Below are 12,281 nucleotides of genomic sequence, written 5' to 3'. Positions count from 1 at the left end.
GAACTTGATGTCATGGCAATTTATGCCATTTTTTCAAAATTGATCGCCTAAGTGGAAAGGCATCATGAGCTTGCACCAGTTGTCGCTTTCAGGCGTCAAGCCTTTTCTTAGCCGGACAGTAATGACCTTAAATACTATAACATGTGCCACAACTAACTCTTTCCAAAGCCAATGACACGCTCCCAAACCACATCCCAGCCATTGGAGGCACAGCATGAAAACAAAAACAAAGATACTCGGACTCGCAGGCATCCTCTCGCTGATGACCGCCATCCTCGCCTTCATCAGCTACAATGGCCTCAATGACATCACCGCCCAGGCAGAAAAATTGTATAAATGGGAAATGCAGGGTGCTAAATACGCCAGCCAAATCGAGACAGACATATTATATGTCATCCGCGACGAAAAAAACATTCTCCTCTCCAACACGGATGCTGACCTCCAGAAATTCATGCAACAACTTGACAAAGGCAGGCAGGAGCTTAACAAAGACGCTGCTGAAGTAAAAAAATATTACGCCTCTGAACGTGGCAAAGCCCTGATCGCAAAATTGGACGCCGCGCTGGCCGAGTGGTCGAAAATACACGCAGAGGTCGTCCGACTGGGCAACACCACGGACACGGAACAGAGCAGGAAAGCCCAGGCCCTGTCCTCGACGACCGGCCGTGAGAAAGCCAGCGCGCTTCTCGCCCTCGCTGATGAAATCGTGAGATTTAAACTCGACAACGCCAAGATGAAATACGAGAGCATCGAATCCGAAGGGCATTCCGTCGAGCTGACCGCCTTGGTGGCCACCTTGGCTGCCATAATCATCGGCATGACCCTTGGCATCATCATCACCAACGGCATTCTCAAACAACTGGGCGACGAACCGGCCTCCATTGCCGGCATGGCGCAAAAAATCGCCGACGGCGACCTGACTGTCAAATTTGACCCCAACCGCCCGGAGCTCGGCGTTTTCGGGGCTATGAAAAAAATGGTCCAGGCCCTTGTCAGCAAGATCGCCGAGGCCGACCAGAAAAGCCAGGAGGCCTTGGAAGAATCAAACAAGGCCAAGATCGCCATGGCAGAGGCGGACGAAGCCCGCAAGAAGGCCGAATCGGCCAAGGCGGAAGGCATGTTGCAGGCCGCCATGGAATTGGAAGGCATTGTCGAAGTTGTCACCTCGGCTTCGGAAGAGCTTTCGGCCCAGATCGAGCAATCCAGCCGCGGGGCTGAGGAACAGGCCCGCCTGACCGGCGAAACGGCCACGGCCATGGAAGAAATGAACGCCACGGTCCTTGAGGTGGCCAAGAATGCGGCCCACGCGGCCGAGACCTCGGGCAATGCCCGGCACAAGGCCCAGGATGGCTCCCAGCTCGTGACCCAGGTCGTGACCAGCATCAGTGAAGTGCAGTCCCAGGCCCTTGGCATGAAGACCGACATGACCTCCCTTGGCAAACAGGCCGAGGGCATCGGCCAGATCCTCAACGTCATCTCCGACATCGCCGACCAGACCAACCTGCTGGCCTTAAACGCCGCCATCGAAGCGGCCCGGGCCGGCGATGCCGGACGCGGGTTTGCCGTGGTGGCCGACGAAGTGCGCAAGCTTGCTGAAAAAACCATGAGCGCCACCAAGGAGGTCGGAGAAGCCATTCGCGGCGTTCAGGACGGTGCCCGCAAAAACATCAACAACGTCGAGCAGGCGGTTTCCAAAATAGACGCGGCCACCGGTCTGGCCAACCAGTCTGGCCAAGCGCTCACGGAGATCGTATCCCTGGTCGATCTGGTCACGGATCAGGTCCGCTCCATTGCCACGGCCTCCGAGCAGCAATCGGCGGCCAGCGATGAGATCAACCGCGGTGTTGAAGACGTGAACCGCATTTCCTCCGAGACGTCCGATGCCATGCGCCAGTCCTCCCAGGCCGTCGGGGAGCTGGCCCATCAGGCTCAGATGCTCAAAACGCTGATCGAAGAGATGAAGGACGGCGGAGGAGCGACGTCCCAAGCGCCGCGCAAGGCCCTTGTAGCCCCGCCCAGGCGCGCCATCGCCCAGCGCTGAATCGGAGCACCCCATGGATGCACAACCGACCATCGCCCAGGAAAATGAACTGCTGCAACTTGTCACCTTTGCCATCGGTGGGGAAGCTTGGCGAGCGGCTCCTTATTCTGCTCGATCTCGACAAGCTCATTTCCAGCGAGGAAGTGCACACCGCCCGCTGACAACGCTGCCATGCTTATTAACGGCCAGGGCACCGCCGGAGGTCCGGCATGTCCTGGACGTTTTGTTTCCCATGGCCCGGCGCCATCCCCCGCAGCAAGCCCCCTTGAAAAAAGCGTCTCACCCATCCTCGGACGGTTTGCCGGCCTTGGCCGCCAGCCGTTCGTCCTCCTGGGCCACGGCTCCGGCGGCGGCAGCGGCAGCGGCGGCGGCCAGGGACGGCAGCCCGGCCGCCTGGTCCGAGAGCTTCTCCCCGCCGGCCAGGGGGCGCATCTCCGGCGGAAAAAACACCGTCACATTGCGGTGGGCGAATTCAATGCCGTTGTCCCGAAAGGCCTCCTGGACCCGGCGGTAGAGTTCCTTTTGCACCACGAACTGGCGGCCGGGGACGGTCTTGAACTTGATGCGCAGGATCATGGCGGAATCTTCCATCTTGCGCACGCCCATGGACTTGATGTCGCTGAGCATCCCCTGGCTCAGTTCCTCGTCGGCCATGATTTCCTTGTTGATGCGCTTTATAATCTTTCGGATTTTGTCGATGTCGGCGTCGTAGCGCACCCGGAAGTCGAGCTTGGAAATAATGTAGTCGCGGCTGAAGTTTTGCAGAATTTTGAGGCCCCCGTAGGGGATGGTAAAGACCATGCCGCGCGGATGGCGCAATTTCATGGAGCGCAGCGAGATCTGCTCCACCGTGCCCTTGGCCGTGCCGGCTTCCACATAATCGCCCACGCGAAAGGCGTCGTCGATGAGAAAAAAGACGCCGGAGATGATGTCTTTGACCAACGTCTGCGCCCCGAAACCGATGGCCAGACCGACGACGCCGGCACCGGCAATGAGCGGGGCGATGTCCACCCCCAGGGCCGACAGGGCGATAAGCGCCCCCATGACCACGATGACGCTGAGCAAAAACTTGCGCAACAGCAGCAGCAGCGTGGCGCTGCGCGACCCACCCGCGCCGCCGCCCTCCTCCATCTCCTCGCCCGGCATGGAGTTTTCCTCGCCAAGCCGGCGGTCGATGCGGATGCGCACCACTTCCCAGGCCAGCAAACCGCCCACCACCACCAAAAGCAGGCTTAAGACATTGCGGGCAAACAGCCAGCCCATGGCAATTTCCACGCCCCACATTTTCAGCATGGCAAAGGCCGCAAAGGCCGCCAGCACCAGACGCAGGGTCTTTCGGATAAGCGGAATGTAATAGCGCAGGGTGCGCTTGTCCGGCAGGGCCTTGCCGTCCTGATTGGCGGCGGCTGCGGCCCGGGCGGTGTCGGCATCCAGGGGGATGAGTTCCCGGTCCTCCCCGGAGGCGGCCAGCAAGAGTTTTCGCACCCACAAATCCACGCCGATGCAGGCCGGGATGGCAAACAGGCCCATGACCAGATGCATGATGGTGGCGTTGCCCACAAGGGCCTGGCTGCTCCAATACAGGCCAATGACCACGACATAGGCCATGGCGACCAAATGCCCGTAGCGCGCCGCCCAAAACCGCGCCCCGCCCGTCTCGCCGGAGCCATCCCCCGAAAGGGCGGCGGCCACCCGCTCCCGGTTGCCATGGAGCATGGCCGCCAGCATAAGCCCGACCAGCGGCCCGGCCTGGGCGTAGAGGATGTCGCCAAAAGCCACGGCTTGGCCCACCTCCTCCAGGGCGACGCTGACCACCCCCACCACCAGGGAGACCAGGGCCACGGCGATGAGGCAACGGTAGAGGGTGGCGGCATCGGCCTCGGCCAGGGGGATGGGCCGGGCCGCCTCCCAGCCGGGCGCAAGCAGCACCCGGGCCGCAGCCTGGATGAGCAGATAATTGGTCAGCCCCACCACCACCAGCGTGCCAAGCTCCCGCAGGGCTCCTGCGGCCGGGGCCAGGACCATGAAAAAAAGCGAAGCGGCCAGAAAAAAGGCCGCCACCTCCAGCATCTGCAACCCCAGATTGGCGAGAATCACCACACCCCGGCTGGTTTGCAGCGAGGGCGGGGCTGCGTCCAGACGGCGCTTAAGGCTCTTTCGCAGTCGCCCGGTCCAGGCAAAGACCCCAAGTCCCCCAGCACCTATGGCGGCCAACACCAGGAGGTAACGCAGCAAGGTGCCCGCCCCGCCGCCGTCGCTTAGGTTGGCCAAAATCCTGTGCTCGGCCAGTTCCTGCCCGGCCTCATGGAGAAAGGCGGCGTTTCGCTCCCGGACGGCCCGAATGTTGGCTTCCAATCGCCCGAAAAGACTGCGGACAAGGCCGCCCGTCTGGGCGGCGGCGGCTGCAGCCTGGGCGGCAGCAGTCTGGGCTGCGAGCTTTTCGTGCAGCAGATTTCTGGCCTGGACATCAGTCAGGGTGGCCATGAAGGCATCGACCTGCCCCGGCTCGGTGGGCTCGTGGGGACTGGCGGGCGCAGCCTGCTTGGCCGCCTTGGGCATGGTCGGGAAACCGGCGGCCCGAACCGGCCCCACGCCGTGGGCCAGGGCCAGCGCCACCGCCACCGCAAAAATGGCCACAAGCTGCCGGACTGTCGCCGTCATGGTATCTCCTTGGGGATCGTCTTGCCCCTGCTGCGGCCAGACGGCGGATAATCAGGCACCCGCAAACGCTGGCGGGGCCATGTTGCGCAACGTGTATGCCAGCCCGCGCGGCAAGACAATTCCTATCCCGTGACACTCTACGCAAAACGGGCGGCCCCCAAGGACCGCCCGTTGGCTAAGGAGCAGCGGGTTGCGGTGTTCAGGCCGCCAGGGCCTGCCCCACCAGCGCCACCGGGCACGGCGCGCCGCGCACCAGGGCCGCCGTGCCGCCGCGCCGCTGCGAAAGCCCGCGCACCAGCGGATCGGCGCACACGATCAGCGAAGCACCGCTCTCACGAGCCTCGCGGATGACCGCGTCGGTCAGGTGCTCCAGATCATCACAGCAGATGGCTGTAAACGTGACCGGAGTATCGCCTGCCGCCGCCAGAAACCGGGCGCGCAAATCCGCCTCGGCCGCCTGCTCGTGCTCTTCGATATATTCCATAAACGTGGCCCGGGCATTGGACCCCAGCAGCCAGTCATGGCCGATGTAGACGTTCCAGCCGCGCTCATAGACAAACAGCCCCGTGACGGACTCGCCACGCTCCCGGGCCAGGCGCAGACCTTCTGCGATGGCCCGGCCGGATTCGTCCAGGACGACCAGGACGCCGCTCACGGCAACGTCCCCTTTTCGTGCTCCAGGACCACAATGGGCTTGCCCTTTTTAAGCTCATCGCCCGGCTTGGCCACAATCTTGAGCACCTTGCCGCCGGCCGCCGACTTGATCTCGCGCACCACCAGCTTTTCCTCGACCTTGCCCTGGCTCCACTTCTTTTCCTTCACCTCGAAGGAATAAAGCGGTTCACCCTTTTTCACCATGCCCGACTCGGTCACGGCAACAGCCACGAGCTTGCCATCCATGGGCGCGCCCACTGTGACCGTGGGCACAATAAAGGCCATGTAGCACAAAACGATCACCACCAGACAACCGACCAGCACCATGGCCGCCACATCCTCGTGCCGGTCCGTCCGAAACACGGTCATCTTGCCGCTTTTTTTCACTTCGCCAGCCATAGCATAAACTCCTTAGAAGGACGATTCCTTGCTCACGAAAAACATGACCACCAAAAGGGCGACGACGTACTTAAGACACCCAGCCGCCAGACCGACCTTGAGCGGCTTGCCGCCGGCGGTCTTGATCTCGCGGATGTCGATGTAGGCCCCCTGGCCGACCAGCCCGATACCGAAGATCCAGGACATGACGTCGCGCATGAGGTGCAGGGTGTTGGACCCCTCGGCCCCAATCGCCCCCACCGAAGACAGGAAGGTCATGCCGAAAAAGCCGATGACGAAGATGGGGAACTTGTCCTTGAGGATGCCGGCCAGCGACAGATGCTCGGCCTGGGCCTCGGCCCGCCAGAACCACATGGTGATGAAAAAGACCACGAAGGGAATGGAGATGACCCGCACCACGTTCCAGATTTCGCCGTAGGCCACGGCCGTGCCCGGAGCGATGGTGGGGTTAAAGGCCAGGCAGGTGGCCAGCACCTGGCCGGAGTTGAGGATGCCTGTGCCGACCCAGGCCCCGAACTGATAATCCGACATCTGGAGTGCCTTGCCGACAAAGGGCGAAACAAACATGGTCATGATGCCAAAGCCGAGGATGGTGGCGATAACCAGGGCCACGTCCGACGGCTTGGCCTTGACTGCCGGAGAGGTGGCCACGGCCGCCGAAACGCCGCACACGCCGCAAGCTGCCGCCATGACGCCGATCAAGGAGCGGTCCATGCCCATGAGCCGACCCAAAAACATCACGAAAAAGATGGTGCCGAAAACAAAGGTCATAATCAGCAGGATGGCGATGCCGCCGACCTTGGCCAGACTCTGGATGGTGTAGAGCGACCCGAGCATGATGACGCCGGCCTTGATGAAAAGCCGCGTGGTGCGAAAGCCTTCCTCGGCCCAGGCCGGAATCTTGCCGCCGAAAAGCAGGTTGCGATACAGCATGCCGACGATGATGGCCAACAGGATGTAATTGAGGCTGAGAACCTTGACCAGCCAGCCTTTCTGGCCAAACAGCACGGTATTGGCCATCCACGGCTCGACCCAGGTGCGAAGCACCCACAACGTGCCCACCATGAGCGCCAACCCCGGCAGGATGGCGATGATTTTTCCGAAAACGCCCTTGTCTTCCATGATGCTCTCGCTCCTTATTTCACTATGAGAACGCTGCGCGTGGAATATTCCGCCACCCGGGACGACACGCTGCCCATGAGCATGCGCAAAGCCCCATGCTTGCCGGTGGAACCGATAACAATCAGATCAGCCCCGACCTCGTCGGCCGCGTCGAGAATACCATCGGCCGGACGGCCGTCCTTGATGACCAGTTCGGCGGTAATGCCCTGCTCGGCCAGACGGGCCGTGACCTTGCGCATGGTCCCGCCGGCCTCGTCGGACAGCGAGCGCGACACCAGCGCGCAGCCTTCCGCCCCGATCTCCTCGCTGGACAGGCACAGATCCGGCACCACGTTGACGATGACCAGCGTTGCGCCACTTTTACCGGCAATGCCGGCCGCGACGTCGAGTGCCTTGTCCGCTTTCTCCGAACCGTCATGGGCCACCAAAATTTTCATGTTTCCCCTCCTTTGACGTGGTAGCGCCCCCCTTCTGCAAAGTCGGGACCAGCCCCCACAAAACTGGCAACATCTTAATTTTATACATATTTTCAAACGACACGCCGCCCAGCCTGCCAACTGCGGTTGGCAGGCTGATACCGCGCGGCTGCATTGCCTTTTTCGCCCGCCCGCCCCACACTCCGGCCAGGAGTCGCCATGAAAACCCTCAAACAGCGCTTTCTGGTCGGCCTGTCCGTCAGCATGGCCGTGCTCGGCGTTTTTTTTGCCGTGCTCATTTCCATGAATCTGCGCGACCAACTCGTCACCGACACCGAACACAAGGCCTCGCTGGTGCTGTCCCAGGTCGAAGCCATCCAGGCCTACGTGCGCGAAGTGCTGCGCCCGGCCATGTACGAACGCCTGCCCGCCGACGATTTCATCCTTGAAGCCATGTCCACCTCGTTTGTCACCCGCAAGGTCATGAGCGACTTAAACGTCCACGGCGACCAGTTCCGCTACCGCCGGGTGGCCCGCGGGGCGCGCAACCCCGATTACGAAGCCGATCCCTTTGAACGGGCCATTATGGAACGCTTTGCAGCCGATCCGCAGCTTACCCGGCTGGAGGAAATCACCCAGCGGGACGACGATGAAGTGTTCGTGGCCGCCCGGCCGGTGCGCTTTGAGGCCTCGTGCCTGCGCTGCCACGGCGACCCGGCCGAAGCGCCCAAGGCGCTGCTGGCCCGCTACGGCGACACCCGGGGCTTTTGGCGCCATGACGGCGAGTTGGTGGGGCTGGACATGGTGACCATGCCCGTGGGCGGGGCGCTGGGGCAGATCAAGGGCAAAACCATCAGCTTCCTGTCGCTGTTCGCCCTGGGCCTGGGGGCCTTTTATCTGACGCTGCAAGTGTTTTTCGACCGGCTGGTGGTGGTCAACCTGCGCCGGGTGACGGAAGTCATGCGCCGCTATTTTCCCAAGGAGGCTGGCGAGCCGCCCAAGATCACCGCCGACGCCGGGGAAATCGAGGAAATCTACGCCGGCATCGACGCCTTTGCCTCGCGCCTCAAAGAAGCCCGGGAAAAGATCGAAGACCACGCCCAAAATCTCGAAGGCAAAGTGGCCGACCGCACCCGGGAACTGGCCCGGGAGGCCGACGAACGCCGCGCCGACGTCTCGCTGTTCGTCGAACTGTTAAACATCCTCAACCGCGCCCAGACCCGGGCCGAACTGCTGACAGCGACGCTGGCGCGCATCGCCGGCCGGTTCGGGGCCAACGCCGCAGCGTATGAATGCGAATTTTCCGGCGGCGGCTCCATCGCCTGGCCAACCGACGCCGCCCCGCCGCCACCCCCGGCCGACTGGCGCCAGCTTGTGGCCGACGGCGATCTGCGCCTGACCGAGCGGGCGGCGCTTATTCCGGTGCGCACCACCGACGTCAGCCGGGGCCTGCTGCGCCTCTATTTCAGTCCAAACGGCCCCGGCCCGGCTCCCGAAGCCGCCGATCTTTACCGGGCCATCGGCCAGCAGCTCGGCATTGCGCTGGAAAACCTCGACGCCATCAATTCGCTGTTGGCCCAAAATGCCCTGCTCGGTTCCATTTTCGACGGCATCTCCGACCCGCTGGCCCTGCTCGACAGCGCCAGCGGCATCATCATGGCCAACGAACCAGCCCGGGAACTGGCCAGGGCGCTTTGCGACCAGCCACTCCTGCCCGGCCAGACGCCGCGCCTGCCGGCCAGACTGCTCGGTGACCCCGACCCAACCGACCCGCCCGACCAGACCGCCGCCGGCGAAAACTGCGGCGACGACCCCATTTTCACCACTGTCACCCTCTCGGGCGGGCGCTCCTTTGCCGTCACCCGTTACCCCCTGGCCGCGTCCACCGGCCAATCGCGCCGCTTCGTGGTCTACGCCCGGGAAAATACCGCCGAACGCCGCATGCTCACGCAAATGCGCCAGACCGAAAAGCTCGTGGCTGTGGGCAAACTGGCCGCCGGGCTGGCCCACGAAATCAACAACCCGCTGGGCGTTATCGCCTGCTACGCGGAACTGCTGCGCCAAAGCCTCATTGATCCCCAGTCTCTGGACGATCTGGCCGTCATCGAACGCCACGCCGCCATGGCCAAAAAAGTCCTGCGCGATCTGCTCGATTTTGCCCGCCCCCGGCCGGCCAAACCCGGTCCCTGCGATCTTGGCGCGCTGATTGCCAGCCTCGCCCGCATCTTTGAGGTCCAGGGGCAAGCCCGCCGCGTGGCCCTGGCCGTTGCCGTCCCAGAGGATCTGCCCCTGGCCAAGGCCGACGCCGTGGCCCTGGAACAGGTGCTCTCCAATCTGCTCTTAAACGCCCTGGACGCCGTGGCCCCGGACACCGGCCGCATTGCCCTGACCGCCAAGGCATCCCCCGACCGCCAGCACGTCGCCCTTATCGTGGCCGACAACGGTCCCGGCATCCCGCCGGCCGATCTGCCCCACATCTTCGACCCGTTTTTCACCACCAAGGACGCCGGGCGCGGCTCCGGCCTGGGGCTGGCCGTGGCCTACGGGCTTATGCGCGACATGAACGGCACCATCGAAGTGCACGACGAGGGCGGCGCGGTCTTCACCCTGACCCTGCCCGCTTGCCTCGGTCCCTGCCAGGAGGAAAACCCGTGAACCACGCCCCCCGCGTGCTCGTCGTCGATGACCAGCCCGACTTCGCCAAGGGCCTTGTGCGCCTGTTGACGCAAAAGCTCCCGCAGGCCGCCGTGTCCTGCGTGCTCTCGGGCGAAGCGGCCCTCACCGATCTGGCCGCCGCACCCTGCGACGTCATGGTCACCGATCTGCGCATGCCGGGCCTGAGCGGCCTGGATCTGCTGCCCAAAGCCCTGGCTGTGGCCCCCAACCTCGGCATTGTCCTTTTAACCGCCCACGGCGACATCGATTCCGCCGTGCTGGCCCTTAAGGCCGGCGCCTACGATTTTTTGACCAAACCCGTGGACTCCGACCACCTGGCCCGGGTCATCGCCAAAGGCCTGGAACGGGCCGCGCTCTTGCACGAAAACCGACGGCTGCGCGCCGCCGCAGCCGCTTGCGGTGCCGACGCCGGCCTGCTCGGCCAGTCCCCGGCCATGAGGCAAGTCAAACAGACCATCGCTGCCGTGGCCGCCTCGGACTATACCGTGCTTATTCGCGGCGAATCCGGCACCGGCAAGGAATTGGCCGCCCGGGCCATCCATGCCCAGTCGCGCCGGGCTGGTGGCCCCTTTCTCTCGGTCAACTGCCCGGCCATCCCGGACCAGATCCTGGAAAGCGAACTGTTCGGTCACGTCCGTGGAGCCTTCACCGGCGCCGAGCGCGACCGGCGCGGCCTTTTCGTCGCCGCCAACGGCGGCAGCCTGGTCCTGGACGAAATCGGCGACATCCCCATGAGCGTGCAGACCAAACTCCTGCGCGTCCTCCAGGAACGCGAAGTGCGCCCCGTTGGGTCCAGCAAATCCATCCCCGTGGATGTGCGCATCCTGGCCGCCACCAACCAGGATCTCGAAGCCCGCATCAACGACAAGACCTTTCGCGAAGACCTCTACTACCGCTTAAACGTCCTCACCGTGCGCCTGCCGCCCCTGCGAGACCGGCGCGACGATATCCCGCTTTTGGCCACCGCCTTTTTGGAACGCGCCTGCCGCGAAATGGGCATCGCCGACAAGGACTTTTCCCCCGAAGCCCTGGCCGATCTGGCCGGGCGCGACTGGCCCGGCAATGTGCGCGAACTGTTTAACTTCGTGCGCCGCCTGACCGTCTTTTCCCACGGCGGCGTCATCAGCCAGGCAGCCGTCGCCGAGGCCGATCCCGGCTCCGGTGACGCAGCCGAGCCCCGCGACGACGAGGCCGGTGCAGCCACGCCCTACCTCGAAGCCAAAGCGCACGTGGTGGACGCGTTCACCCGGCGCTACGTCGAACGGCTCTTAAAACTGACGCGCGGCAATATCTCCGAAGCGGCCCGGGTGTCCGGGCTGGAGCGGGTGTCGTTGCAAAAGATCTTGCGGCGACTGGGTATTGCAGCGGAAGGATTTCGATGAAAATGCGGATGGCAGTGGCACAGCACGCCTAAAAACCGCTTTGAAGCAGCCTCCCTCGAATCCATTGCGGCCATGCGCTGCTTGGCCGCATATTCCGCAATCCGGCGACTCGCTTGTGTGGGCAAAAAATCCCACTCTCTCCGCCTGATCCAGTTGCTCGCCATCCTATCCATCTCTCGTTTCCGGGGTGGCGCAGATAAACGGTCCGCAGAGGCTGCAAGGATTGCCAGGATCAAGAAATTTGCGCTAATACATTCTAAAACATCCCACGCCCGCCACCGCTCGCTGCCTGCGGCGTGACCAGGCTGGCCGGGATGTCGTGCACTCCAACGTTCCACGCCAGGCGGCCCCCGCAATCCACCTATCCGGTGGAGCAAAAAACCCAACGACAGCAAGGTGAACCATGAAAAAAGGAACTTGGCTCCGAAACGTCCTGATGGCACTTCCGGTAGTATGCCTGACCCTTGCGGCCCAGGCGTATGCCGCCACCGGAGTTCCCCTTGTGTTCACCCTTGCCCCAGGAATCAACCCGAGTCAGGTGTTTCTTCAATTCATCAGCACATCCGGGTCATTAACCGGCTATTATTACGACAGCAGCGGCGTCCAGCACAGCCTTGCCGCCAACACCGCCTATTCCATGTCCACGCTCACAAGCACCACTTCCGTTGGGGGCGGGGCTCCAACGAACGTTCCGGCGGTTTTTATCTCCAACTTTCCTTCCGGTCGCGTCTATATCAACTATGGCACTGCCGGCCTCTCGGGCATGGGGGGTTCGTATCAACCTGACCCCATGAATACCCAGGACCATTTCTGTCCGGCTAATTTAGAAGAGATAGCCTGCTAGAATTGTTTGGTTTTAAGCGTTGCCGTCGCGGGTCAATGAGGTCGAGAATTTCACATTGCTGAAACAGATTTCGTTGCACCAGCCGG

9 protein-coding genes are annotated in these 12,281 nt (G+C 62.9%); 4 read left to right on the top strand and 5 right to left on the bottom strand.

What is annotated here, in order from left to right:
* Positions 1 to 214 precede the first annotated feature (214 nt).
* Positions 215 to 2,041, top strand: coding sequence for a methyl-accepting chemotaxis protein (locus GTA51_RS19260; protein WP_160964024.1), 1,827 nt, complete (start codon positions 215 to 217; stop codon positions 2,039 to 2,041).
* 279 nt (positions 2,042 to 2,320) lie between these two features.
* Here GTA51_RS19260 and GTA51_RS19255 read toward each other — a convergent pair whose 3' ends face one another.
* From GTA51_RS19255 to GTA51_RS19235, 5 genes are all read right to left on the bottom strand, one after another.
* Positions 2,321 to 4,702 (bottom strand): mechanosensitive ion channel family protein, encoded by a 2,382-nt coding sequence (locus GTA51_RS19255; protein WP_160964023.1) that lies wholly within the window; start codon positions 4,700 to 4,702, stop codon positions 2,321 to 2,323.
* Between the two features lie 199 nt (positions 4,703 to 4,901).
* Entirely contained in the window at positions 4,902 to 5,357 is a 456-nt protein-coding gene (locus tag GTA51_RS19250; RefSeq protein ID WP_160964022.1) for a universal stress protein, read from the bottom strand.
* Entirely contained in the window at positions 5,354 to 5,755 is a 402-nt protein-coding gene (locus tag GTA51_RS19245) for a biotin/lipoyl-binding protein (RefSeq protein ID WP_160964021.1), read from the bottom strand. Before GTA51_RS19245 ends, GTA51_RS19250 begins: the two co-directional genes overlap by 4 nt.
* 12 nt (positions 5,756 to 5,767) lie before the next feature.
* Positions 5,768 to 6,877 carry a YeiH family protein gene (locus tag GTA51_RS19240; protein ID WP_160964020.1) on the bottom strand — a complete coding sequence of 370 codons (1,110 nt, stop codon included), beginning with the start codon at positions 6,875 to 6,877 and terminating at the stop codon, positions 5,768 to 5,770.
* A gap of 14 nt (positions 6,878 to 6,891) precedes the next feature.
* Positions 6,892 to 7,314, bottom strand: a complete 423-nt coding sequence (locus tag GTA51_RS19235) for a universal stress protein (RefSeq protein WP_160964019.1) — start codon at positions 7,312 to 7,314, stop codon at positions 6,892 to 6,894.
* Positions 7,315 to 7,512: 198 nt separating this feature from the next.
* Here GTA51_RS19235 and GTA51_RS19230 point away from each other — a divergent pair, with 198 nt between their 5' ends.
* From GTA51_RS19230 to GTA51_RS19220, 3 genes are all read left to right on the top strand, one after another.
* Positions 7,513 to 9,948, top strand: a complete 2,436-nt coding sequence (locus GTA51_RS19230) for a c-type heme family protein (protein WP_160964018.1) — start codon at positions 7,513 to 7,515, stop codon at positions 9,946 to 9,948.
* Positions 9,945 to 11,351, top strand: a complete 1,407-nt coding sequence (locus tag GTA51_RS19225; protein ID WP_160964017.1) for a sigma 54-interacting transcriptional regulator — start codon at positions 9,945 to 9,947, stop codon at positions 11,349 to 11,351. Before GTA51_RS19230 ends, GTA51_RS19225 begins: the two co-directional genes overlap by 4 nt.
* A 403-nt stretch (positions 11,352 to 11,754) precedes the next feature.
* The gene (locus GTA51_RS19220; protein WP_160964015.1) at positions 11,755 to 12,195 is read left to right on the top strand and encodes a hypothetical protein; all 441 of its coding nucleotides are present in this window, start codon (positions 11,755 to 11,757) and stop codon (positions 12,193 to 12,195) included.
* The last annotated feature ends 86 nt before the right edge of the window (positions 12,196 to 12,281 follow it).

The organism is Solidesulfovibrio aerotolerans (genome assembly GCF_009856865.1).
Classification (GTDB): domain Bacteria; phylum Desulfobacterota; class Desulfovibrionia; order Desulfovibrionales; family Desulfovibrionaceae; genus Solidesulfovibrio; species Solidesulfovibrio aerotolerans.
This window is presented reverse-complemented; position numbering and strand designations above follow the sequence as displayed.